Raw genomic sequence first — 24,704 nt, 5'->3', positions numbered from 1 at the left:
CTTATACAGCCTCTTGCTCAAGCCAACCGTAACCTTTTTCTTCAAGTTCCAATGCCAATTCTTTACCACCGGTTTTGACGATACGGCCTTTTGCCAGCACATGAACATAATCCGGCACAATGTAATCGAGCAAACGCTGGTAGTGAGTAACAACAATAAAACTACGCTCGGGTGAACGCATGGCGTTCACCCCATTGGCTACAACTTGTAATGCGTCAATATCCAAACCGGAATCGGTCTCGTCCAATATGCACAAGCTCGGCTCCAGCAACATCATTTGCATAATTTCGTTGCGTTTTTTCTCTCCACCAGAGAAGCCTTCGTTTACACCGCGCTTTAAAAACGCTTGATCAAGGCTTACCCGTTTACTGGCTTCGCGTGCCATTTTCATAAATTCTACGGCCGAAAGCTCAGCTTCACCTCTGTGTTTACGCTTGGCATCCACAGCAGCTTTTAAAAATTCCATATTGCTCACGCCCGGGATTTCAACCGGATATTGAAACGCTAAAAACAAACCTTCACGTGCGCGCTCTTCTATTTCTAAATCAAACAATGGTTTTCCATTAAATTCGACACTACCGCCAGTCACTTCATAACCGTCACGGCCGGACAACACATTACCCAATGTACTTTTGCCAGCACCGTTTGGACCCATAATGGCGTGAACCTCGCCTGGATTAACAGTCAAGTTTAGTCCTTTCAGAATTTCTTTTTCTTCAACACGGGCGAACAAATCAGTAATGCGTAACATAAATTTTAATCCGATAATTTTTTTAACACGGCAATTTTAAATTTTTAATGCATCGTTTGGGTTCTTAACCCACAGAACCTTCAAGGCTGACTTCCAGCAACTTGCCTGCCTCTACTGCGAATTCCATCGGCAATTCTTTGAAGACTTCTCGACAAAACCCATTCACAATCATGGACACCGCTTTTTCAGCATCGAGCCCACGCTGCTGGCACAAGAACATTTGGTCTTCGCTCACCTTGGAGGTTGTTGCTTCATGCTCAATGACAGCCGTTGGATTTTTGCTCTCAATGTAAGGAAAAGTGTGTGCTCCGCATTTATCACCAATTAACAGCGAATCGCATTGCGTGTAATTACGTGCACCTTCTGCACCGGGATTAATGCGCACAAGACCACGGTATGCATTGGAACTTTTTCCTGCGGAAATTCCTTTGGAGATAATTGTGGATTTGGTGTTTTTACCGATGTGGATCATCTTGGTTCCGGTATCGGCTTGCTGGTAATTATTAGTGAGTGCGACAGAGTAAAACTCGCCAACACTGTTATCACCACGCAATATACAACTCGGATATTTCCAAGTGACTGCAGAACCGGTCTCCACTTGCGTCCAGGAAATTTTGGCGTTGGTATGACACACACCGCGCTTGGTTACAAAGTTGTAAATACCGCCCTTGCCTTCTTCGTTGCCCGGATACCAGTTTTGTACGGTGGAGTATTTAATTTCAGCGTTATCAAGCGCAATCAACTCAACTACCGCAGCATGCAATTGATTTTCATCACGCATGGGCGCGGTGCACCCTTCTAAATAGCTGACGTGCGAACCTTCATCGGCCACAATCAGCGTGCGCTCGAACTGACCGGTATTTTGTTCGTTGATCCGGAAATATGTAGACAATTCCATTGGGCAGCGCACACCTTTCGGGATGTACACAAAAGAGCCATCGGAAAATACCGCAGAATTGAGCGCTGCGTAATAGTTGTCTTTTTGTGGCACGACTGAGCCAATATATTTTTTTACCAACTCAGGATATTTCTGTACCGCTTCGCTGATAGAGCAAAAAATCACACCGGCTTCCATTAGCTTTTCGCGGAATGTGGTGACAACAGAAACAGAATCAAATACCACATCCATTGCAACGCCTGCCAGCGCCGCCTGTTCATGCAAGGGGATGCCGAGCTTTTCGTAGGTGCGCAATAGTTCCGGATCAACTTCATCCAGACTTTTTGGTTTTTCATCCATCGATTTGGGCGCGGAATAATAGGAAACCGCTTGAAAGTCGATATCGTCGTACTTAACGTGCGCCCATTCCGGCTCGGTCATTTCCAGCCAAGCTTGGTACGCCTTAAGACGCCATTCCAACAGCCATTCCGGCTCATTCTTTTTTGCCGAAATAAAACGGATCACATCTTCATTCAACCCGGGCGGCAGGGTTTCAGAATCAATCGCGGTGTGAAAACCAGCCGCGTATTCTTTTTTAATGAGCTGTTCGACTTGTTCAGACATGGGTATTTACCTTGTTTTACAACAATCTCGATGCACAGCATCAAGCCTTGTTCAGCTTGGCGATAACACTTCGTAAGTGTTCAATCGCAAATTCAATTTCATCGGCAGTGGTGTAACGGCCTATGCTGAAACGTAACGATGCCTGGGCATGTTCATCACTCAATCCGATTGCCTTCAGCACATAACTCGGAGACATAGTGGCTGAATTACATGCAGAACCACTGGAAACCGCTAAATCCCGTAACGACAGCAGCAACATTTCGCCATCTATTTTTCCAAAGGCAACATTTAAAATGCCGCTTACACACTGGGTACTGGAACCATTGCGGACAACCCCCGGAAGATCCGCAATACCTTGCCATAAGCGATCACGCAATTGCGTAATACGGGCAGAATCCTGTGCAAGTTGTTCAGCAGTTAGCTGGGCAGCTGTGCCGATACCCATTAATTGATGCGTTGCCAAGGTGCCGGAACGCATAGCGCGCTCATGCCCACCGCCATGAATTTGTGCAGCCACCCTCACTTCACCTGCGCGGCGGACATAAAGCGCCCCCACACCTTTGGGACCATAAAATTTGTGCGCAGACAGCGACAACAAATCCACACCCAGCTTTTTTACATCAACGTCGATTTTTCCTACCGCTTGTGCGGCGTCGCAGTGAAATAAAATGCCGCGCGCTTTACATACGTCGACTAAATTTTTCACATCATTGATACAGCCCAACTCATTGTTGACGAGCATAATACTGACGAGAAAAGTATCATCCTGGAATGCGGCTTCTAACCCAGCTGCAGTGATAATCCCATCGCTACCCGGTTGCAAACGAGTGACACGAAAGCCCTGTGACTCAAGCCATATGGCAGGATCGAGCACAGCCTTGTGTTCAATTGCCGAGACGATAATGTGGCCGCCTTGGGCATGAGTAGCGCGATAGGTTTCTGCTATTCCTTTTAGCGCCAGATTGTTGGCCTCGGTTGCACCGCTAGTCCACACGATTTCGCGCGTATCGGCATTGATAAGGCTGGCAACCTGCGCACGCGCTTCTTCAACGACTTCTTCCGCCTGCCAACCATAAATATGCGAACGGGATGCAGGATTGGCAAAGACACCATCCATTGTCAGGCACTGTGCCATACGCGCAGCCACATCAGGAGCCACAGGTGTAGTGGCTGCGTAATCCAAATAAACGGGTTTGCGCAAAACAGTCATTACCTTGGGATGTTGTAGATAAACAATTGTTTAGAGAATTTCACTCACCGCGATATGGGTTTCATCGCAGTGAGTATTAACAAGACGCATATCCTGACGTCTGCTGACTGTTTGTATATCGTTGCGCGCCACCAGATCAGCCAGCGTAATTTCACTTAAAAACCGGTGGATCTGCGCACTGAGATCCTCCCATAAATGATGCGTCAAACAGACCTCACCTTCATGGCAGTTACCTTTACCTTCACAGCGGGTTGCATCGAGCGATTCACTCACCGCATCTACCACCTGCGCAACTGAAACCTCGGCAGCACTGGACATCAAACGATATCCGCCGCCGGGGCCGCGCACGCTCTTTACCAACTTGAAATGGCGTAAACGCGCAAACAATTGTTCAAGGTAAGACAAAGAGATACCTTGGCGCTGGGAAATGTCCGCCAGACTGACCGGGCCTTGGTCGCTATGAAGCGCCAAATCCAGCATCGCGGTAACGGCATAACGGCCTTTGGTGGTAAGTCTCATGCGGGTGTGCCTCGCTGCAAAATCCCGGTGTAGCGCACCACTCCCAACGGGAAATAACCCGCAAATGCAGCAGCGATGCTAATTCCGAGTATTTTACTCAAGTATTACAGCTTTTCCAACGGTCAATTTTCCAGCGCCCGACACGTCACAATAACCATCAATCCTATTGGTCTGCTGGCTTATCGTCTTTAGTCAGTTCGCGCATGGATTCCAAGCCCGGCGCCTTGCCGATCTTGCGCATTACTTTACCGCTGTAATGTATATAGTTCTGCATCGCCGTCAGAACACCACGCAGGATATTCAGCTCCATCTGGTCCATACGTATACGATTGTATAGGCGACGCAGTCGGGTCATGGTCTGTTTGGGGTTATCGCGATCCAGAAAATCCAGTTCTACAAGCGTTTGCTCCAAATGTCCGTAATACATTTCCATGGCATTAGGCTCCGCCGGAGGCATATCCCACTGGAATTGGGGCAAGGTATTCCCCTCTGCGGCAAGTAAATACGCCATACGGATTTCGTAACAAATCACCTGCACCGCTGTCGCCAGATTAAGCGAGCTGTAATCAGGATTAGCAGGGATATGCACGTGATAATTGCACTTATAAAGCTCTTCATTGGTAAGGCCGCGATCTTCACGCCCAAACACCACCGCCACCTCATGATTGGCCGCTTCCGCCCATACACTTTCACCGCACTTGCGTGGATCGAGCAATGGCCAGGGAATACGGCGCTCGCGAGCACTGGTACCGACAACCAAACCACAACCGGCGATAGCTTCATCCAGCGTTTCCACAACCACCGCATTGTCGAGCACATCTGTTGCACCAGCCGAGCGCCATACCGCTTTGTCAGATGGAAAATCCTGCGGTGACACCAGATACAATCGTGACAACCCCATATTTTTCATCGCCCGCGCAGTGCCGCCGATGTTGCCAGGATGACTGGTATTCACCAAAACGATACGGATATTGGCAAAAGGCTGGGCGGATGAGGACTCTGAAGATGGTACAGACATGGGGAAACCCTGATGTTAGTGCCGCCCGAAACGTGCATTCAGATGGCAGTTCATTTAAAAAGGCGCGCAGTATACAGACACACAGGATTTGCCTCCAGTTATGGCTAGCCGCCGAAAGCGCTTGCCGCTATACTGCGCGCCCTTGGTGTGAGGCGCTTATGCCGCCTGCGACCCCGTTCTTTTACAACCCCTGATTCTCGACTGAGTGCCGCAAGGTCAACTCATCGCATTCTGGTTATTCAGTAAACCCTCAATTCCGGTGCTTTATGGAACCCATGATTAACATCGCTTTGCGCGCTGGTCGCAAAGCTGCAGAATTAATTGAACGTGCGTTTGAACGCGTTGACCTGCTCACCATCGAGACCAAAAGTCGCAATGACTTCGTCACCGAAGTGGACAAAGCGGCTGAAAAAGAAATCATCTATCACCTCCGCAAAGCCTATCCTGACCACAGTTTCCACGGCGAAGAAGGTGGCTCCCAACCCGGCAAAAACTCTGATTACGAATGGATCATTGATCCGCTCGATGGCACCACCAATTTTATTCACGGTGTTCCGCACTTCTCTATTTCCATTGCGTGCAAATACAAAGGCCAGATTGAACACGCCGTTGTGATTGATCCCGTCAAACGCGAAGAATTTACCGCGAGCCGTGGCCGCGGCGCGGCGCTCAATGGCCGTCGCTTACGCGTATCAAACCGTCGCGGCCTTGAAGGTGCGCTAATCGGTACTGGCATTCCTTTCAGCGGTTATGCACTGGAACACATCGGCCCCTATTTGGCATGTGTACAGGAAATTGCCGGACAGACCTCCGGTATTCGTCGTTGTGGTTCAGCGGCTCTGGATCTGGCGTATGTGGCTGCAGGCCGCTTTGATGCATTTTGGGAAATGAATTTGAACGAGTGGGACATCGCAGGCGGAATTTTGCTGGTCAAAGAAGCAGGTGGATTGGTAAGCGATTTTAATGGTGGTGCAGATTATTTGCAGACAGGCCATATTGTGTGCGGATCACCCAAGGTGTTTAAACCGATCCTGCAAGTCGTGCAAAAAAATCTTGGCCACCTGAAATAATCAGCAGCACAGGGGCAACAATAAAAACGGCGAGCAATGCTCGCCGTTTTTATTTCAACTGACAGGTAAAACTAAACCATCTTTTTTACCGAGATAGAATCCCAGCTGGCGAGAATAATGTTCTCCAGCATAGCTTCATCAATACTGATGATTCCCTGCATAGTTTTGCGCGCAATCTCAAAGTAAGGTTCAAAGCCAAGCGAAAATAAAATTTCATCGGGCAAGTCCTTGAGAATTTTTTGTTCTCGCCCGCGTGAAAAAAAGGTGAATAGCGGCTCCAGCACTAACTGCGACTCCTCATGTCGGCTGCGCAGCACATCCGGAGGCAAGTGATCAAACTGCCCCTTGCTCAATACAATGGCCGGCTTTTGCAAAAAAAGCGCCCAAAAGCTCGAACACATACGCCGGAATTGTTGGAACAGATCCGCCTCCACTGTACTCTCTGCAAATACTTGATGCGCAACACGCTCAATAATTTGACCATGTAATTGTTTGATCAAATCCTCGCGGTCTTCAAAATATAAATAAATTGTTCCCGTTGCCACACCGGATTCTTTGGCAACATCGCGGATGGAAAATCCATGAAACCCGCGATGCGCCAACAAATGCAAAGTAGCATCAAGAATCTGTTCGCATTTGCTCATCATTTTTCTGACTCACTGACAACCGGAGCGGAGGGAAACCATCGTTTCGCCAAACGGAACACGACAACAAAAAAGACTGGCACAAAGAAAATAGCCAATACCGTTGCCGAGAACATTCCACCAAAGACACCGGTACCAATTGCATTTTGGCTACCAGAACCAGCGCCGGAGCTTAACACTAGAGGCGTTACACCGAGCATAAATGCGAGCGAGGTCATAATGATTGGACGCAAGCGCATACGCACAGCCTCCATTGTTGCCTCAACCAACCCCATACCGTCTTCGTAAAGGGATTTAGCAAATTCAACAATCAAGATCGCATTTTTTGCCGCCAAGCCAATTGTGGTTAACAGGCCAACCTGGAAATAAACGTCGTTGGATAAACCGCGCCCCATCGCAAATAGCACTGCGCCGATAATACCCAGCGGCACTACCAAAATCACCGCAAACGGCACCGACCAACTCTCATAAAGTGCAGCAAGACAGAGGAACACAATCAAAATCGACAACGCATACAGTAGTGGTGCCTGATCACCAGACTCACGCTCCTGAAACGACATTCCCGTCCATTGATATCCAATACCCTGCGGGAGTTTTGCGATCATTTCTTCTACTGCCAGCATCGCATCACCCGAGCTGATGCCCGGTGCACCTTGGCCAATAATATTGATGGAAGGAACACCGTTGTAACGCTCAAGCCGTGGTGAGCCGTAAATCCAACGGCCAGAGGTAAATGCAGAAAACGGAACCATTTCATTTTGGTTGTTACGCACATACCAATTTTTTACATCCTCCGGCAACATGCGATATTGCGCATCCCCCTGGATATACACTTTTTTCACACGGCCGTTATCGATGAAATCATTGACGTAAGATGCAGCCCAGGCTGTAGAGAAAATATTATTTACATCGGATAAAGAAATACCCAAGGCTGCGACCTTCTCCTGATCGACATCCAATTTAAATTGCGGATTATCTTCCTGCCCGTTGGGACGAACACCGACCAAGCGCCGGTCTTGTGCAGCCATTCCTAAAAACTGATTGCGCGCATTCATCAATGCTTCATGCCCCAAGCCACCCAAGTCCTGCAATTGCAAATTAAATCCGGATGAAGTACCTAATTGGGTAATGGCTGGCGGAACAGCGGGAAATACCATCGCATCTTTGATTTTTGAAAATGCACCCATTGCGCGCCCGGCAATACTTTGCACATGTTGTGATTCATCGGTACGCTCACTCCAATCTTTCAAACCCACAAACGCCATTCCGTTGTTTTGGCCGCGACCACTGAAGCTGAATCCAATAACAGAAAACACAGAGCGAACATTGTCTTTTTCATTTTCAAGATAATGTTTTTCAATCTGATCCATTACACCAATAGAACGCTCTTTGGTTGCACCCACCGGCAATGTCATCAGCGTAAACATAATGCCTTGATCTTCATCCGGCAAAAAAGAACTTGGTAAACGCGTGAACAAAAAACCCAGTACAACAATAATGGCAGCGTAAATCACCATGTAGCGCTTGGTTTTTCCCAGCATAGAGCTAACGCCACTTTGGTATTTATCGGTTGCACGATTGAAGTTGCGATTAAACCAACCGAAGAAGCCCCCTTTTTCATAGTGATCATGCTTTACCGGTTTCAGTAACGTTGCGCAGAGCGCAGGTGTTAATGTCAGTGCAACGACGACCGATAACACCATTGCCGACACAATAGTGATCGAGAACTGACGATAAATAACGCCCGTTGAACCACCAAAAAATGCCATAGGCACAAATACCGCTGACAGTACCAACGCAATACCAATCAATGCACCGGTAATTTGCTGCATGGATTTACGCGTCGCTTCAAGTGGTGAAAGCCCCTCTTCCGCCATCACCCGCTCAACGTTTTCCACCACCACAATCGCATCATCTACCAACAAACCAATCGCAAGCACCATCGCAAACATGGTTAAGGTATTAATTGAGAAACCGAAAGCTTGCAGGATGGCAAAAGTTCCCAGCAGTACTACCGGAACGGCAATCGTTGGAATTAATGTCGCGCGGAAATTTTGCAGGAATAAATACATCACCAGGAACACCAGAATGATGGCCTCGATGAGTGTTTTCACTACTGCTTCAATAGATAGTTTTACGAATGGTGTTGTGTCATAGGGATAAACAATTTCCAGACCTTGTGGAAAGAAACTTGAAAGTTCGCCAATACGTTTGCGCACGGCATCAGCCGTATCCAGCGCATTCGCACCCGCCGCCAAGGTGACTGCAACCCCCGCAGCAGGGCGATTGTTGTATTCGGTTTCAAATTGATAATTTTCACCGCCGAGTTCAACACGCGCGACATCGCCCAAACGAACTTGTGATCCATCCTGATTTACGCGCAATAAAATATTGCGGAACTCTTCCGGTGTAGACAACCGGGTTTGTACCACGATGCTGGCGTTAATTTGCTGACCCGGCAATGCTGGCGTACCGCCCAATTCGCCTGCAGCAATTTGCGCATTTTGCGCACGAATTTGCGTCGCTACATCAGCCGTTGTGAGGTTATAGGTTGCAAGTTTGTTGGCATCCAACCAAATACGCATCGCATACTGCGAACCAAATAATTGGATTTGCCCCACACCATTTACACGGCTTAATTGATCCTGCACGTTAGCAGCGACATAGTCAGCGATATCGTATTTATCCATCTTCCCATCGGAAGATACAAATCCGATAACCATCAAGAACCCGGCAGATGATTTCGTCACACGAATGCCTTGTTGCTGAACTTCTTGCGGCAACAATGGCATTGAGGTTTGCAATTTGTTTTGCACCTGTACTTGGGCAATATCCGGATCAGTTCCCGCGAGGAATGTCAGTGTTACTTCACCGCGGCCACTCGACTCGCTGGTCGATGACATGTATTGGACATTATCAATCCCGGTGAGTCCCTGCTCGATAATCTGGATAACCGTATCCTGCACCGTTTGTGCAGAAGCTCCTGGGTAGTTAGCACTAATGCTAACCGAGGGCGGTGCAACTTCCGGATACTGGGCGATGGGCAATTTAAAAATAGACAGTGCACCTGCCAGCATAATAATGATGGAAATAACCCAGGCAAAAACCGGGCGATCAATAAAAAACCTCGCCATAATCTTTACTCCCCGGCCTTGCTATTTGACGCAGGCACCGCTTTTACAGGCGCACCTGGTTTTACTTTTTGCAAACCTTCAACGATGACTTGATCGCCCACCGCCAAACCTTCCAATACGATCCATTGGTCACCTACCGAGCGAGCAGTTTTGAGCTGACGAACTTCAACTATGCCTTCAGCGTTAACGACCATTGCACTGGCGTTGCCAGAACGGTCGCGAGTAATTCCCTGTTGCGGAGCCAAAAGCGCATTGGTGCGCACGCCCTCTTCGAGATGGGTGCGAACAAACATACCGGGTAACAACAGACGATCAGGATTGGGAAATTGGGCGCGCAATGTGACGGAACCTGTTGATTCGTTTACGCCCACTTCAGCAAACTGCAGACTGCCTTCGTGTTCATAAATGGAACCATCATCCAGCACCAACCGCACCTTGGCTGATTTTGCAATAGCAACATCCCCTTTGAGCACATCGCGGCGCAGCTGCAACAACTCTTCGGCAGATTGGGAAACATCAACATAAATAGGATCTAGCTGAAGGATACTTGCCAACACCTCAGCCTGGCCTGCATTCACTAACGCGCCTTCGGTAACGGAGGATTTACTTATCACACCACCAATCGGAGCCAATACCTGGGTATATTTCAGATTGATACGTGCCGCGTCAACCGCTGCTTTGGCTGCTGCGACATTCGCCTTGGATTGACCTAAATTAGCTAGCGCATCATCGTAATCCTGTTGACTAATCGCTTTGATCGCCACCAGATTTTTATAGCGCGATTCTCTAGCAGCAGCTGCTGCCAAATTGGCCTCGGCGCGGGCTAATTCAGCTTTAGCACTATTGTGGGCTGCCTCATAGGTTGCCGGGTCGATTTGATATAAAGGCTCACCAGCTTTGATCTCAGCGCCTTCAACAAATAATCGCTTTTGGATTATTCCACTGACCTGCGGGCGCACCTCTGCTTTGCGGTAAGCAGAGGTTCGTCCGGGTAAATCTGCCATCAGCGGAACATCCGATGTAGCCAGGGTAATCACACCTACTTCTGGTGTTGGCTGCACGGCAGGTGCCGCAGTTTTAGTGTCACATGCTGACAGCGCCAACCCCATAACACCTATGGTAAATATTGCCCCAAATCCCACTAATGAACGCATTGTTCTACTCCTCACAACAAAATGATCGACACAGGCTAGCGCCTCTTGCTCAAAATGAACAAATGTTCATTTTGAAATAATAAGCTGCCGCGAGAGCAAAACCACTTACATTTGCACTAGTTAACGATTGTGAACAAACCATTAAACAGTCAGGCGATTCCCTCTTCTGTCAGAAAAAACAAAAGAGAGTCTGAAGATGAAGAACAAATATCAAAGGGGGAATTAATCGTGCAGTAATTTATTAAATGCATCGATCAGATGATGAATATCAACTGGTTTGGTAAGGTAATCATAAAAGCCTGAATTACGTCCACGCTCGACATCGTAAGGCATGGCATTCGCGGACAGGCCCAACACGGGAATTTGACTGGTGGTCGGATCATTTTTCAGCACCGCAAGCACTTCATAACCATCCATACCAGGCAAGTTGATATCGAGAATAATCAAGTCAGGCTGTTGACTGCGCGCTTTGTAAATACCCAGAAAAGCCTCTTCAGCAATGTCCAAATCCAGTTGCGGGTAACGGGCAAATACTTGCTGTAATAATCGAATATTGGTGGGATTGTCTTCCACATACAGGACTTTACAACGGCGCTTTACCTGAAGCACTGCGGGACTGTAATCCTTACTGGATGGACTGCGAATCACGGTATCAGCATTCCATTCCGATGCCATAGGGAAATCAATCCAGAAGGTAGTACCGATTCCTTCGGCACTGGTGAAATCGAGCTTTCCCTGCATCATTTCAACCAGTTGTTTGGTAATCACCAAGCCAACTCCAGAACCTTCAATCGTAGTGTTTTCAGCACTCAGGCGATTAAATGGCTGGAACACCTCATGTTGGCGTTGCAACGGAATACCTCGCCCGGTATCGCGCACACTGATACGCAATTGCTGCCCGGGCTGACTTACCAGCTTCACTTCTACCTCACCACCAACATGATTGTATTTCACTGCATTGCTCAGCAAATTCAGCAGTGCTTGTTTGAAACGCACATGGTCGGCAATGACATAAGTATTGGCGAACTCGGCAAGCGATGACACAAGGCGAATTCCTTTGGCATCTGCTTGCGGCTGAACCAACGTAAAACATTCCACAATCAAGCGCGATACCAACACTGGCTCCAAGGAGACGGTCATGCTGCCCGATTCGATTTTCGCCAGATCCAGCACATCATTAATCAGCTGTAAAAGATGTTCGCCCGCCTTGCGGATTTCACGCACGTTATCAATTTGTTGCGATTTTAAATTGCCGTCATATTCAAACAGCTGGGTGTAACCGAGAATTGCATTGAGCGGTGTGCGCAATTCATGGCTCATGCTCGATAAAAACTCTGACTTGGCTCGATTCGCCTGTTCGGCCTGTTCTTTTGCCTGAATAACCCGCTCTTCTGCGCGTTTAACTTCCGTGATATCCATATTGCTACCCGACATCATGATCGGTTGCCCTTTCTCATTGAATACTGCGCGACCACGGCCGCGGATCCAACGAATCTCCCCATGTGTGCTAATAAGCCGGTACTCCACATCAAAAGGAGCACGCCCTGCCATATGCTCAACCAAGGCATTATCAAATTTGGCCAAATCTTGCGGGTAAATATGCTTGCGCCAAATTTTGAGGCGATCTTCACCCTCTGTCAGTACATCATCAAGATCATCGTAACCCAGCAGCTCCCAGCAGCGATGTGAAAAATGAAAGCCTCCACGATCCGCATACCACTCCCAAATCCCGTCACTTGATGCCTGGATAATGCGCACCTGACGCGCCTCACTTTCGCGCAGTGCTGCCTCCACTTTTTTAATCTCGGTGATATCAAAATTGACTCCGGACATAATCGTGGCGCGCCCTTGCGCGTCACGTAAGGAATCGGCTCGCACTTGCGTCCAGATGTAACTGCCATTTTTAGTCTGGATACGATAAGACACATCCAAAGGTTTTCCCGTCCGCAAGTGCTGGCGCGCCGCTTCGATCGCGAACTCACGGTCATCCGGGTGCATGAACGTCAGCACTTTGGCCGCATCACTGATATTTTCTGCATCCTCGGTGCCATACCCCAATCGCTCCCAAAAACCACCCGACCATTCAATATGCTGGGTTTGCAGGTTCCACTCCCAAAAACCATAACCGCTACCATTGAAAATACGCTGGAAGCGGCCAACAGTTTCACGCAACAGCTCAATGTCATCACTCTGTTGTAGCGAAGGGTTAAAGCTAATGTGCTCGATCATAAAATCCCATTAATGATGGAAAAATGGAGACAGGAGAATAAAAAGGTGAGTTGACGATAGCTGAGATCAACTGATTACACAATGTCGAAAAAATCCAAACACCACAAACAACAACAGCGCCTTGAGGCGCTGTTGTTGTTTAGAAAAGTACACTCATCAAGGAGTTTCTTGCGCTTCATTTTCGTCGCGCACTTTCGGCATCAAATCCTCTTTGGTGATCCCGAGTGCCGCAGTGATATTGGCACAGATATAAACCGATGAGTAAGTACCAGCAACAATACCAATGATCAATGCCAATGCAAAACCTTGCAGCGTCTCTCCTGCAATAAAATACAGACAGAACAATACAATAAATACTGATACTGAGGTCATGATAGTCCGACCTAAAGTCTGGGAGATTGAAATGTTGATCACCTCATGCGGATGCATTTTGCGCAGGATACGGAAATTCTCACGAATGCGGTCATATATAACGATAGTGTCATTGATAGAGTAACCTATGAGTGCAAGTATCGCTGCAAGCACAGTCAGATCAAAGTCCCAATGAAAAAACGCAAAAAAGCCCAAGGTAACAATGACATCATGAATCAACCCAATAATTGCACCAATCGAAAACTTCCATTGGAACTGCACAGCAACGTACAAAAAGACCAATGCAAACGCAACCAACAATCCTAAACCACCCTGATCGCGCAGTTCATCACCAATTTGTGGCCCAACAAATTCACTGCTACGCAATTGAATTTGACTGTCAGTAGCTTTTTCTATATCGGAAATAATACGACGCAAATAAACCGACTCAATAGGGTTTTCTATAGTGACCAGGGTTTTACCATCTCGCTGTTGGTAATCCACACGGCCATAATCAGCCGCGGGAAACAGGTTTTTTTGCGACACGATTTCGCTACTGACATTAGTCAATACCAAGGTATCAGCAAAACCTTCCAATTCGCGTCTTGGGCGTTCTATTGCTTCAAGTGCTGCTCCAGATCCCAAACCTGAAATCACGCTGCTCAATTTCTGTTGCGCTTTTTCTTTCATTTGATCTTGAGTGCGGATCATTACTTCCTGCTCAGAACCAAACAGCACGGCTACCGGGCTTTTCAACTCTTCCGCTTCCAACACTTCACGAATTTTGTCTAGATCAGCAGGCTTATCCAACAACAGTTCTAATTGAGTACCGCCGGTAAAGTCCAAACCCAATTTCAAGCCATTGATTGCCAACGATGCGATAGAAATAACGACGATCAAGATGGACAAGGCAGAGGTGTAATGTCTCACCCCCATAAAATCAATAACACGTAATTCCTTAGTCATAGCAGTGATCTCTTAAATCGAAATTTTCTGTAGGTTTTTGCGAGTGCCATATACAAGATTGGCAAGTGCGCGACTGCAGCTGACTGCGGCATACATCGTTGTAATGATCCCCACAATAAGGGTCACAGCAAAGCCTTTAATAGGTCCTGTACCAATCGCAAACAAAATAATGCCGACAATCAAAGTCGTCAGGTTGGCATCAACAATGGTAACGAACGCCCGGTCATAGCCTGCGTAAATAGCTTGTTGTGGCGATGCGCCATTTTTCAATTCTTCACGGATCCGCGAGTGGATAAGAACGTTGGCATCGACCGCCATACCAATACTCAACACAATCCCGGCAATACCCGGCAATGTTAAAGTTGCACCAAACATAGAAAGCATGGTGAGCATCAGTAACAAGTTCACACCTAACGCGATATTCGCAAAAAGCCCAAAAACGCGATATGCAAATAACATAAACAGCACTACCAGCCCAAATCCCCACAAGGTTGCATCAACACCACTTGCAATATTTTCAGCACCCAATGATGGGCCGATAGTACGCTCTTCCACAAAATGCATAGGTGCAGCCAAGGCTCCTGCACGCAATAGCAACGCCAACTCCGATGCTTCCGCCGGGCTATCCAAACCTGTAATACGGAACTGCACACCAAGCGCACTTTGGATGGTCGCAAGACTAATCACCTTGCGCTCAACGTACTGCGTCATCTTTTCAACGCTTTCACCCGCCGCATTTTTCACAATTTGCGTACGGGTTTTATATTCGATAAACAGGATACCCATTTGGCGACCCACGTTATTGCGGGTTACGCGGTGCATATGTGTACCACCAAGACTATCGAGGGTAATATTGACCTGTGGCTGGTTAGTTTCCGGATCAAAACTACTGGTTGCGTTAGCAACACGATCTCCAGTCACAATCAATTGTTTTTCCAGCTCAGCATTGCCGCGCTGCATTTGCATCAGCTCGTCTTTGTAAGGGAAAGACTCTTTATTAGATACCAACGTGTCTGGAGATGCTCCCAAACGAAACTCCAGATTAGCGGTTTTACCAATAACACGTTTAGCTTCTGCAGGATCCTGAATACCAGCCAACTGTACGATAATGCGATTGCGCCCCTGGCGCTGTACCATTGGTTCAGACACACCTAATTCGTTAACACGGTTGCGCAAAGTGATCAGGTTCTGGCTGACAGCGTAATCTTCAATTTCCCGTACACCTGCCTCACTGAAATTAGCATTAAAGACAAAATCACCATCTTCTTGTTTATCAGGTGTAGTGAAGAGCAGCGTTGGGAAGTCACTCCGCAGTAAGCTGATCGCCTCATCACGTGCCTCTGCATTGCGAAAGCGCGCCACAATCTGATTATCCTTTTGCGCAATTACAGAGGTATAACGTACCTTGGCTTTGCGCATTTTCTCTTTCATATCATCAGCATTGATTTCCTGCCGCTTTGCAACGGCCGAGGCAGTATCAACTTCCAGCAAAAAATGCACGCCACCTGCAAGGTCAAGCCCCAATTTCAGGGGTGATGCACCTATAGCTTTCAACCACTCTGGCGTTGTAGATGCAGTATTCAATGCCACCACATAACCATCGCCCAACGCCTGCTGCACAATTTTGCGCGCTGCCATTTGCTGCTCGACATTTTTGATGCGAACCATGGCAGTTTTGTCTGTCACCTCACCGCCAAAAGCTTCTATATTGGCCTCTTTCAACGCCGCTTCCATTTTGGTCAGTACAGGTGCATCAATCACTTTCGCACTGGAGTCACCGGAAACCTGGATAGCCGCATCAGGTGCGTATAAATTGGGGATCGAATACACAACACCAACCACCGTAAAGAACAGCAGTAACAGGTATTTCCACAGGGGATAACGGTTTAGCATAAAAATTTCCCAACTGGTCTGCGGCAGACTTCAGAGCACTGATGATTCAGGCTACGCCAATCACTCCGCCTTATTTTTACGAGCACACAGCCAATTTATGACTGCGGTATGGTCAAGGGCGCCGGATTATACCCTTTAATTGGCATACAACAACGCCAACACACCTACATCGGTGGTGCCGGCGGAACCGCCAATCCTTGACGACCATAAAAATCGGCCAAAAAGGAATCAAATGTGTTTTCACTCAGAGCCTTGCGCATATCCGCCATAATCCGCTGGTAGTAACGCAGATTATGGATAGTATTGAGTTGTGCCCCCAGCATTTCATTGCATTTATCCAAATGATGCAGGTAGGAACGAGAGAAGTTTTTACAGGTGTAACAATCACATAAAGGATCCAAGGGAGAAGTATCTTCACGATACTTGGCGTTACGCAGTTTGATAACGCCCTCACTGGTGAACAGGTGACCGTTACGCGCATTACGGGTAGGCATCACACAATCAAACATATCCACACCGCGGCGCACCGCTTCTACGATATCACCCGGCTTCCCAACACCCATTAAATAACGCGGCTTGTGCTTGGGCATTTGGGGCGTAAGGCTTTCAAGTATCCGCAACATATCTTCTTTTGGTTCACCAACAGAAAGACCACCGATCGCATAACCATCAAAACCGATCTCAACCAGTCCTGTTAGCGATTCTGTGCGCAGGTTTTCATACATGCCGCCCTGAACTATCCCGAACAATGCAGAAGGATTATCACCATGTGCGATTTTGGAGCGCTTTGCCCATCGCAACGACAGCTCCATAGAGTCTCGCGCCTCATGAATAGTCGCTGGATAAGGGGTACATTCATCAAAGATCATGACTATATCGGAGCCCAAGTCGCGCTGTACCTGCATCGACTCTTCAGGCCCCATAAACACTTTGCTTCCGTTAATGGGGGATTTGAAGGTCACACCTTCTTCGGTGATTTTGCGCAATTTCCCCAAGCTGAAGACCTGAAAACCGCCTGAGTCAGTCAGGATTGGCCCCTTCCATTGCATAAAGTCGTGCAATGTCCCCTTGTTGGAGGGGCCGTGAGCCTTCACCACTTCTGTTCCCGGGCGCAGCATCAAATGGAAGGTATTACCGAGAATAATTTGGGCACCTATATCCTCCACATCGCGCGGGGTAAGCCCCTTCACTGTTCCATAGGTACCTACTGGCATAAATGCAGGTGTCTCAACTGTGCCACGCGGAAATTTCAAGCGACCACGGCGCGCCCTGCCCGTCTGGCTATCTAATTCAAATTCCATAAAACATTGATTAGTCACGTTTTTCTCTCTGAGTTTTTCAGATAAAAATTAATTGGCCATCCCAACAGATTGTTGTGTGGCTGCGGGATTACGGGTGATAAACATGGCATCGCCATAACTGAAAAAACGATATTGCTGAATAACAGCTTCTTTGTAAGCAGCCATCGTAAAGTGATAGCCAGCAAAAGCCGACACCAACATGATGAGTGTCGATTCAGGCAAATGGAAATTAGTCACCAAAGCATCAACCACCTGAAACTGATAGCCGGGATATATGAAGATACTGGTCTCGCCTTGATATGGGTGGATCTCGCCTTTTTGCGCAATGTCAGCATAACCCTGCGCAGCCGATTCCAAGCTACGGACGCTGGTTGTGCCGACGGCGATTACACGCTTGCCTGCAGCCTTGGTCGAACGCACTAACTCACATACCTCTTCCGATACATCCATGATCTCCGAATGCATTTGGTGCTCGGCAATGTTATCAACTCGCATATTCTGGAAAGTACCTGCTCCCACGTGCAGAGTCACAAAGGCAATATTCACGCCTTTTTCCCGCAACTGTTCGAGCATCAACTCGTCAAAGTGCAAGCCCGCAGTTGGTGCTGCCACGGCACCCTGTTTCTTGCCATAAACGGTTTGGTAACGCTCACGATCAGCTGCTACATCATCCCTGTCTATATAAGGAGGCAAAGGCATATGACCAATGCGATCCAATACAACCAGCACAGGATCACCCCCTAAAAACTCCCATTCGAATAAAGCATCGTGCCGGGCAACAAGCCGGATACGCGTGCCATCTTGCAAAATGACCTGTGCACCCACTTTTGGCGATTTACTGGCACGGGTGTGGGAAAGCACTCTGCGGTTGTCGAGCACGCGCTCCACCAATACCTCAACCTGCCCACCCGACTCCTTCTGCCCAAACAGACGTGCCGGAATAACTCGCGTGTTGTTGAACACCATTAGATCACCAGGCTCAACGAGATCAAGCAAATCAGGAAAATGTCCGTGAGTCAGCTGGCCGGATACACCGTCCAACTGCAACAATCGGCTACCGCGCCGCTCTGCAGCAGGAGCACGGGCAATAAGAGAATCAGGTAATTCGTAGAAAAAATCCTGGCGACGCATAACAATCGGACAACTTGATAGGGATTGACTTGAAAAAAGTCGGCAGGTTACTCCAATTTGCGATCATTTCAAAATACGGAAATGGAAAAGCCTTATTTCAAAACCAGGGAGGTCTGTATCTGAAACTGGCCCAAACCACTTAAATGAATCGCTTTTTGATCAAGTTGTTTAGTAAATGTGGGCAGGGTGAAGTTTTCGTAATAAATGTTTGACAGCAAGCTCCAAATCATTAAAATGCGCACCACTCGCCAGTGTGGCGGAATTGGTAGACGCACCGGATTCAAAATCCGGCGCCCTTAAAAGCGTGTCGGTTCGAGTCCGACCACTGGCACCAAATCCAAAAGAGCTTACAGCAATGTAAGCTCTTTTTTATTGCCTGTGATTTGTATCTGCATGAAACAGCAATCAGTGCGGTAAAAAAACACATCCTTGTGAGGGGTATGGAGAGAGTGAAACAAGTAGAGCGCTAATACTCTAACTGCATGGCTCGATGGTGAATCAGTGATTTTTTAGAGACATGTGACAACAAAGCTCTTTGCGCATAGTGCTCAGCAACAGCAATCGCAGCACAATTAATGATATCGAGATTACCTGCATATTTCGGCAGGTAATCACCTAAACCCTCTACACTTAAATCGACCCTAACTCCACCATTCACCAATACAGGCTCAGACTCCAATTTATAACCGGGTACGTATGCCTAAATTTTTTTTAACATATTTGCCAATGGCAACTGCAGTGAGTCTATATCCATGGAATCGCAGTAGGCAGTTACCGTGGTGAGCATCCTCGTATTCGGATTAGTCTCATCAACCAACAACTCAATCTCGAACTCGTGAATACCGGTATATTTTTTCAATCCTGTTTTAGTGTTGTGATAATACTCGTCCAAATTAGCCAAAGTACCCGGACCAATGGATGTGAAGAGACGGTTGATTTCACTGCAACTCTGGTTAAACCGGGAATAGCTTTCGCAAGCACTTGCGCAACAGGTATAGATGCCTGCCCCCCGCAAGAGATCATGCTGATATTTTTATTCTCCAACACTTCATCCAAACCCAAAGCGGGAACGCAGCACTCGCCAATTTGGGACGGAGTCATATCAATAGCAAGCAAACCCAACGCATCAAATATTTGTGCATGCTCTATATGACAAGCAGCCGATGTTGCATCAAAAACAATATCACAGCGATTTTCTGTTTCAAAAAAAGCATTAATGCCTTGATCAGACACACGCACACCCAACTCAGCTGCGTAACGCATTCCTTCAGATTGCAAATACGCCCAACAAAAATGACACAATCCAACCAGGGAGAACGCCACACCTTTACTAGCAGATCAACACCTATTTTCCCGGTACCGATAATACCAACACGTAATCGACCATTATCATACAGATTGTTCCCTTGATCTTTTTGCAGAAGCTCCCCATTCAATAACGCTTTAATGAACTGCATAATTTAATCCTTGAAAATTATCTCATTAATTGTTTTTTTACTAAATTGCCCAATTTGCCCCGCAAAGATTTCACATTCATTTCTGCTTTTAAATATTAAGGGATTGGTTTCGAGAACCGGATCGCCATAATTCATATTTCAAATAGAATAATGAAAAACAAAAGCAACATTAAAACAGCAGCTTATTTCAACTTTAACCATAAGATTTAATAAAAATAATGAAGAGTTGTGCGCCACATTTTCATCGATGCCATCAAAAAAACCTATTCAATACAGATTCAGATAGTCATAATCGCGCGCCCACAGCAATAGTGGCACGAACGCTGATTTTTAAAATTAGGATGAAGGTACTTTGATCTGAGGCTTTGTCGAAGTGAAAAATAATTTTTGATCGTTAAAAACCAAAGGAGCATTACGTGGTTAAACAACCTAAATATTATTTTGAGGCGATGTTAGGGATAACCGAGCCTTGGTCAATACAGGATGTAGCCATTGATGAAAAAAATAAATCAATTCAGATTAATTAATATTTATGACGATCTTTAATCATTCGCTATCGGCCAGCACCATAAGCTTTTATGTATTGTTGTAATGATTTTTCATTTCGCTTGATAAATTCAATATCACTGCGCGGTACGGCAAGAATGGCAGGATCAGCTTTTTCCTTCAGTTGCTTTGCTTGCTCTTCTGTTAACTTACCCAAATCGCCAAACAAGAAATAAGCCGCGATAGCATTACCGAGCTTACTGCTCAAGCGCATATATTCACCCACTGATTTCCAGCCATGTTTGTGGATAACCTTGTTGGCTGCATCCTCAAGGTTATTGGCTTTTAATATCGCTGTAATTTTTTGATCTTGTGCTAACGCGGGCAATGCCTCGAATGCTTTTATCTCTTCCTCGGTGGTGTTCACACTATCGACAACTTGCACAATAGGCGCAATATCACGATTAGTTTGCATCCAGCGCTGTACAGACTGTGCATTCAAGTTAGTGTTGTTCGGCAATAATTGTGCGTTGACTGGTACGCTTACCCACACAACACTGCATATAAGCGCAATAACAATACGTATCACGTTCAAGCCCTTCATTTACTTATGACAATCGCAATGTAATCGCCGTTGTCAGCGACCACACCCAATAAAAGAAAAACACCAGGAACGGTGTAAGTAAACCCAATGATAAACCTGCCACACCTTTCCCTTCGTAAAATGGATAAAACACAAACAGCTGAATTAAAGTGGGAATTAATGCAATTACAAAACTACGCGCAAAGATGTTGCTGGAAAATACCGATAACAAAAACAACAGCCCCCATAAGCCGCCCCAAATAATCCGCGGGTACATCCAATGGGGTGATATTGAACCCGCCAACTGAACATTCAGCGATTGTGTAATACCGTAGCGACTGAACAACCACATCACCACACACATAACCAATCCACCCAGACAACCGGCTCCAAATACCGTTAATGCATTTTTCATAGATCGTTGCTCGCACCATGAGAGTTTTATAATGACGGAGATTACTGCCATTCTCTGACAGCGACTCCGGGATAATAAGCGCCAGTGTATCACCCGGACTTAACACTTGGTTACACTGAAAATGCCTTGGGGGCTGCTACAATAGCGGCTCAGTTTTTATACAGCGAAGCCTAACATGTTCCGTTTTTTTGAAAGCCTGATTAAACCTTTTCCACCCGAAGAACCCACTAGCCCACCCAAAACGCTTTATGCGTTCTGCCGCCATTACAGCCGCGGTGCAGAGGTGTATTTAATCGGCATGGCGATATTTACCGGAATCATTGCCATTCTGGAAGTATCCCTGTTCGGGTTTCTAGGCCAGTTGGTTGACTCGCTCAATAAACACACGCCTGAAAGTTTTTGGACAGAATCGCGCGGTGAGCTTATGTGGATGGCGTGCATACTGCTCATCGGATTGCCCGTATCGGTATTAATGCATTCGTTACTGATGCACCAAACGCTGCTAGGGAATTTTCCTATGCGCATTCGCTGGCAAGCACACCGTTTTTTACTGGGGCAAAGTTACCAGTTTTATCAAAATGAATTTGCCGGCCGCATTGCAACCAAGGTTATGCAGACTGCACTCGCGGTACGTGAAACTATTATGAAACTGCTGGATGTACTCTTGTATGTGATGGTGTACTTCGGCGGTATTGTGGCATTAGCGGTATCACTTGACTGGCGCCTCGCCCTGCCATTGATCGCATGGTTTTTTGCGTACAGCGGATTACTCTATTATTTTCTGCCACGCCTATCAAAAATATCGACCAAACAAGCCCACGCGCGCTCGGATATGACAGGCCGTTTAGTTGATACCTACACCAATATTTCGACAGTGAAATTATTTTCACACTCCAACCGTGAAGCAGAATATGCCCGAACCGGCATGGAATATTTTTTAACAACAGTACACCCGCAAATGCGCCTTGCCACAATGTTAGGTTCCGCGGTGTGGATGATTAATGTTGTGCTGATATTTGCCATCGCCGCAACTTCATTGTGGCTGTGGTCCAGTGCTGCTATTACCACAGGCGCTATCGCCGCAGCAGTGGGTTTGGTGTTGCGCCTGAATGGTATGGCGCAATGGATTATGTGGGAAGTATCAGCTCTGTTTGAAAATATGGGCACCGCGCGTGATGGTTTAAATACGCTTTCCATTCCACGCGATGTACAAGACAAACCCGATGCCAAACCCATTACGATTATAAACAGTGAGATCGATTTTAAATCCGTCAACTTTAATTACGGAAAAAATTCGGGGCTGTTGCAAGATTTTAATTTGAACATTAAAGCCGGTGAAAAAATTGGTTTGGTTGGGCGTTCAGGCGCCGGTAAATCAACCCTGGTGAATTTGCTATTACGTTTTTATGATGTTGATTCCGGTTCGATTCTGATCGATGGGCAAAATATTGCCAGCGTAAAACAGGAAAGCCTGCGCGCACAGATTGGTATGGTCACACAGGACACATCGCTATTGCACCGCTCCATTCGCGATAACCTGTTATACGGAAAACCCGATGCCACGGAAGACGAAATGATCCGTGCAGCGCAACAGGCAGAGGCACATGATTTTATTATGAGTCTGGTGGACAACGAGGGCCGCACAGGCTACGACGCGCACGTTGGTGAGCGCGGCGTAAAATTATCCGGCGGCCAACGCCAGCGTATTGCGATTGCGCGCGTGCTGATTAAAAACGCCCCGATTTTAATTATGGACGAAGCGACATCAGCGTTGGATTCAGAAGTGGAAGCCGCAATCCAAACCAACTTGAATAAGTTGATGCAAGGCAAAACCGTTATTGCAATTGCACACCGTCTATCCACTATTGCGGCTCTGGATCGTTTGATCGTGTTGGATAAAGGTCAGATCATTGAACAGGGAACGCACACTGAATTGATCGCATTGGGCGGGGTGTATGCGCATTTATGGGCGCATCAGTCTGGAGGATTTTTGGGAGAGTTTTGATCATAAAAAACGGCGAGCAAAAAAGCTCGCCGTTCTTTATTTATCGCCACAACAATAACAACAACAATCACAACAACGAAGCTGCATTATTTTTTAGCGAAGTACATATTCCAAATCAGTAACACCACGCCAATAAAAAAGCCGATATGGCCAAGCATGGCACCTATCGCAAATATCCAACTTGTGATGATCAGATTACTATTTTCATCACCAAAGGAACTGGCAAGCATGTACGGCAATGCGCTTGCAAGAACGATCATTAAGCTCAGTGCAATAATTTTGATCCCGCGCGGGGAATTGCTGCGCATAACCGCGCGAATTGGATTCCACATGTTGCTTACCACATCAAATCGTCGGGGATGACATAATCTTTGTAAGGATCATCTTCATCCGTTTGCTGCGTTGATTTGGTATTGGCAACGACTACGGCATTTTCATCGCGTTGGGCGATTTTATCGGCCACAATACGCGGCACCAGTTCATAACCTTCGCCCAACTTCACAACCGCTAACACCCCCCGGATGATTTGCTCCTGTACCGTTTTGGATACGCGGATTTTTTTGATCAGCTTGCCGTGGGTAAAGTTGTATTCCACATCGCCATTACCAGCGCCTTTGGATTGGCGATGGTTTTCAATCAGTTGTTTGATCTGCGCTGCAATCGCTTTTTGTTGCAGCTCCAAATCGCGCTGGCGATTCAGCTCACGGTCGCGCTCGGCTTTTTCCAAACGGGCTTGTTCGGCCGATTGTTTTATTTCATCGACTTTTTCTTCGTTGGAGCGACGCGCAACATTCGTTTCTTTGCGTTTGTCTTTATTAGCCTGCTTGGCCTTTTTTGCGTCGATTAAACCGGCTTTTAATAATTGGTCTTGTAGTGATGCCATAAG

The 24,704-nt window shown here is 47.0% G+C and carries 20 protein-coding genes, 1 tRNA gene and 1 pseudogene; 3 read left to right on the top strand and 19 right to left on the bottom strand.

The features are described 5' to 3' along the window. Nucleotide 1: 1 nt before the first annotated feature. The 5 genes from sufC to trmJ form a co-directional block, all read right to left on the bottom strand. Nucleotides 2-742, bottom strand: coding sequence for a Fe-S cluster assembly ATPase SufC (sufC, locus tag B2739_RS10050; protein WP_414633224.1), 741 nt, complete (start codon nt 740-742; stop codon nt 2-4). A gap of 73 nt (nt 743-815) precedes the next feature. Then, nucleotides 816-2,252: a Fe-S cluster assembly protein SufB gene (gene sufB / locus B2739_RS10045; RefSeq protein ID WP_331345726.1), complete on the bottom strand. Its 1,437-nt coding sequence runs from the start codon at nt 2,250-2,252 to the stop codon at nt 816-818. 40 nt (nt 2,253-2,292) lie between these two features. Then, nucleotides 2,293-3,453 carry an aminotransferase class V-fold PLP-dependent enzyme gene (locus B2739_RS10040; RefSeq protein WP_331345725.1) on the bottom strand — a complete coding sequence of 387 codons (1,161 nt, stop codon included), beginning with the start codon at nt 3,451-3,453 and terminating at the stop codon, nt 2,293-2,295. Between the two features lie 39 nt (nt 3,454-3,492). Beyond that, nucleotides 3,493-3,981, bottom strand: a complete 489-nt coding sequence (iscR, locus tag B2739_RS10035; protein WP_331345724.1) for a Fe-S cluster assembly transcriptional regulator IscR — start codon at nt 3,979-3,981, stop codon at nt 3,493-3,495. Nucleotides 3,982-4,144: 163 nt separating this feature from the next. Continuing rightward, nucleotides 4,145-4,999, bottom strand: a complete 855-nt coding sequence (gene trmJ / locus B2739_RS10030; protein ID WP_331345723.1) for a tRNA (cytosine(32)/uridine(32)-2'-O)-methyltransferase TrmJ — start codon at nt 4,997-4,999, stop codon at nt 4,145-4,147. 266 nt (nt 5,000-5,265) lie between these two features. Between trmJ and B2739_RS10025 the strand changes: the two genes are divergently transcribed. After that, on the top strand, nt 5,266-6,069 hold the full coding sequence (locus tag B2739_RS10025; protein ID WP_331345722.1) for an inositol monophosphatase family protein: 804 nt from the start codon (nt 5,266-5,268) through the stop codon (nt 6,067-6,069). 71 nt (nt 6,070-6,140) lie between these two features. Here B2739_RS10025 and B2739_RS10020 read toward each other — a convergent pair whose 3' ends face one another. The 8 genes from B2739_RS10020 to queA form a co-directional block, all read right to left on the bottom strand. Further along, nucleotides 6,141-6,716, bottom strand: coding sequence for a helix-turn-helix domain-containing protein (locus B2739_RS10020; RefSeq protein ID WP_331345721.1), 576 nt, complete (start codon nt 6,714-6,716; stop codon nt 6,141-6,143). Further along, a complete protein-coding gene (locus B2739_RS10015; protein WP_331345720.1) occupies nt 6,713-9,847 on the bottom strand; it encodes an efflux RND transporter permease subunit in 3,135 nt (1,044 codons plus the stop codon). Before B2739_RS10015 ends, B2739_RS10020 begins: the two co-directional genes overlap by 4 nt. 5 nt (nt 9,848-9,852) lie before the next feature. After that, nucleotides 9,853-11,001, bottom strand: a complete 1,149-nt coding sequence (locus B2739_RS10010; RefSeq protein WP_331345719.1) for an efflux RND transporter periplasmic adaptor subunit — start codon at nt 10,999-11,001, stop codon at nt 9,853-9,855. A gap of 222 nt (nt 11,002-11,223) precedes the next feature. Beyond that, nucleotides 11,224-13,230: a PAS domain-containing hybrid sensor histidine kinase/response regulator gene (locus B2739_RS10005; protein WP_331345718.1), complete on the bottom strand. Its 2,007-nt coding sequence runs from the start codon at nt 13,228-13,230 to the stop codon at nt 11,224-11,226. Between the two features lie 156 nt (nt 13,231-13,386). Next, the gene (secF, locus tag B2739_RS10000) at nt 13,387-14,547 is read right to left on the bottom strand and encodes a protein translocase subunit SecF (protein ID WP_331345717.1); all 1,161 of its coding nucleotides are present in this window, start codon (nt 14,545-14,547) and stop codon (nt 13,387-13,389) included. Nucleotides 14,548-14,559: 12 nt separating this feature from the next. Then, nucleotides 14,560-16,440: a protein translocase subunit SecD gene (secD, locus tag B2739_RS09995; protein WP_331345716.1), complete on the bottom strand. Its 1,881-nt coding sequence runs from the start codon at nt 16,438-16,440 to the stop codon at nt 14,560-14,562. 164 nt (nt 16,441-16,604) lie between these two features. Continuing rightward, nucleotides 16,605-17,741 (bottom strand): tRNA guanosine(34) transglycosylase Tgt, encoded by a 1,137-nt coding sequence (tgt, locus tag B2739_RS09990; protein ID WP_331345828.1) that lies wholly within the window; start codon nt 17,739-17,741, stop codon nt 16,605-16,607. Nucleotides 17,742-17,789: 48 nt separating this feature from the next. Next, nucleotides 17,790-18,872: a tRNA preQ1(34) S-adenosylmethionine ribosyltransferase-isomerase QueA gene (gene queA, locus B2739_RS09985; protein WP_331345715.1), complete on the bottom strand. Its 1,083-nt coding sequence runs from the start codon at nt 18,870-18,872 to the stop codon at nt 17,790-17,792. 247 nt (nt 18,873-19,119) lie between these two features. Here queA and B2739_RS09980 point away from each other — a divergent pair. Further along, nucleotides 19,120-19,206: transfer RNA gene (locus B2739_RS09980), tRNA-Leu, on the top strand. A 132-nt stretch (nt 19,207-19,338) separates the two neighbouring features. Here the strand turns inward: B2739_RS09980 and B2739_RS09975 are convergent. The 4 genes and pseudogenes from B2739_RS09975 to B2739_RS09960 form a co-directional block, all read right to left on the bottom strand. Then, nucleotides 19,339-19,764, bottom strand: a pseudogene (locus B2739_RS09975) (hypothetical protein). Continuing rightward, complete coding sequence (locus B2739_RS09970) at nt 19,728-20,135, bottom strand: hypothetical protein (protein WP_331345714.1); 408 nt, start codon at nt 20,133-20,135, stop codon at nt 19,728-19,730. Before B2739_RS09970 ends, B2739_RS09975 begins: the two are co-directional and overlap by 37 nt. 747 nt (nt 20,136-20,882) lie before the next feature. Beyond that, a complete protein-coding gene (locus B2739_RS09965) occupies nt 20,883-21,404 on the bottom strand; it encodes a hypothetical protein (protein ID WP_331345713.1) in 522 nt (173 codons plus the stop codon). Between the two features lie 19 nt (nt 21,405-21,423). Then, nucleotides 21,424-21,813 carry a hypothetical protein gene (locus B2739_RS09960; protein ID WP_331345712.1) on the bottom strand — a complete coding sequence of 130 codons (390 nt, stop codon included), beginning with the start codon at nt 21,811-21,813 and terminating at the stop codon, nt 21,424-21,426. A 175-nt stretch (nt 21,814-21,988) separates the two neighbouring features. Between B2739_RS09960 and B2739_RS09955 the strand changes: the two genes are divergently transcribed. Continuing rightward, on the top strand, nt 21,989-23,818 hold the full coding sequence (locus B2739_RS09955) for an ABC transporter ATP-binding protein (RefSeq protein ID WP_331345711.1): 1,830 nt from the start codon (nt 21,989-21,991) through the stop codon (nt 23,816-23,818). A gap of 86 nt (nt 23,819-23,904) precedes the next feature. Here the strand turns inward: B2739_RS09955 and B2739_RS09950 are convergent, their stop codons facing one another. Beyond that, the gene (locus B2739_RS09950; RefSeq protein WP_331345710.1) at nt 23,905-24,150 is read right to left on the bottom strand and encodes a hypothetical protein; all 246 of its coding nucleotides are present in this window, start codon (nt 24,148-24,150) and stop codon (nt 23,905-23,907) included. Between the two features lie 5 nt (nt 24,151-24,155). Next, the gene (locus B2739_RS09945; RefSeq protein WP_331345709.1) at nt 24,156-24,701 is read right to left on the bottom strand and encodes a DUF2058 domain-containing protein; all 546 of its coding nucleotides are present in this window, start codon (nt 24,699-24,701) and stop codon (nt 24,156-24,158) included. Nucleotides 24,702-24,704 lie beyond the last annotated feature (3 nt).

Origin of the sequence: Cellvibrio sp. UBA7661 (assembly GCA_002483365.1) — a bacterium.
Taxonomy (GTDB): domain Bacteria; phylum Pseudomonadota; class Gammaproteobacteria; order Pseudomonadales; family Cellvibrionaceae; genus Cellvibrio.
This window is presented reverse-complemented; position numbering and strand designations above follow the sequence as displayed.

What these genes read in the sequence shown, in the direction of transcription:
- sufB (WP_331345726.1), bottom strand. Translation starts at nt 2,252, where the DNA reads ATGTCTGAACAAGTCGAACAGCTCATTAAAAAAGAATACGCGGCTGGT.
- iscR (WP_331345724.1), bottom strand. Translation starts at nt 3,981, where the DNA reads ATGAGACTTACCACCAAAGGCCGTTATGCCGTTACCGCGATGCTGGAT.
- trmJ (WP_331345723.1), bottom strand. Translation starts at nt 4,999, where the DNA reads ATGTCTGTACCATCTTCAGAGTCCTCATCCGCCCAGCCTTTTGCCAAT.
- B2739_RS10025 (WP_331345722.1), top strand. Translation starts at nt 5,266, where the DNA reads ATGGAACCCATGATTAACATCGCTTTGCGCGCTGGTCGCAAAGCTGCA.
- B2739_RS10020 (WP_331345721.1), bottom strand. Translation starts at nt 6,716, where the DNA reads ATGATGAGCAAATGCGAACAGATTCTTGATGCTACTTTGCATTTGTTG.
- B2739_RS10015 (WP_331345720.1), bottom strand. Translation starts at nt 9,847, where the DNA reads ATGGCGAGGTTTTTTATTGATCGCCCGGTTTTTGCCTGGGTTATTTCC.
- B2739_RS10010 (WP_331345719.1), bottom strand. Translation starts at nt 11,001, where the DNA reads ATGCGTTCATTAGTGGGATTTGGGGCAATATTTACCATAGGTGTTATG.
- B2739_RS10005 (WP_331345718.1), bottom strand. Translation starts at nt 13,230, where the DNA reads ATGATCGAGCACATTAGCTTTAACCCTTCGCTACAACAGAGTGATGAC.
- secF (WP_331345717.1), bottom strand. Translation starts at nt 14,547, where the DNA reads ATGACTAAGGAATTACGTGTTATTGATTTTATGGGGGTGAGACATTAC.
- secD (WP_331345716.1), bottom strand. Translation starts at nt 16,440, where the DNA reads ATGCTAAACCGTTATCCCCTGTGGAAATACCTGTTACTGCTGTTCTTT.
- tgt (WP_331345828.1), bottom strand. Translation starts at nt 17,741, where the DNA reads ATGGAATTTGAATTAGATAGCCAGACGGGCAGGGCGCGCCGTGGTCGC.
- queA (WP_331345715.1), bottom strand. Translation starts at nt 18,872, where the DNA reads ATGCGTCGCCAGGATTTTTTCTACGAATTACCTGATTCTCTTATTGCC.
- B2739_RS09970 (WP_331345714.1), bottom strand. Translation starts at nt 20,135, where the DNA reads ATGCGTTACGCAGCTGAGTTGGGTGTGCGTGTGTCTGATCAAGGCATT.
- B2739_RS09960 (WP_331345712.1), bottom strand. Translation starts at nt 21,813, where the DNA reads ATGAAAAATGCATTAACGGTATTTGGAGCCGGTTGTCTGGGTGGATTG.
- B2739_RS09955 (WP_331345711.1), top strand. Translation starts at nt 21,989, where the DNA reads ATGTTCCGTTTTTTTGAAAGCCTGATTAAACCTTTTCCACCCGAAGAA.
- B2739_RS09950 (WP_331345710.1), bottom strand. Translation starts at nt 24,150, where the DNA reads ATGTGGAATCCAATTCGCGCGGTTATGCGCAGCAATTCCCCGCGCGGG.
- B2739_RS09945 (WP_331345709.1), bottom strand. Translation starts at nt 24,701, where the DNA reads ATGGCATCACTACAAGACCAATTATTAAAAGCCGGTTTAATCGACGCA.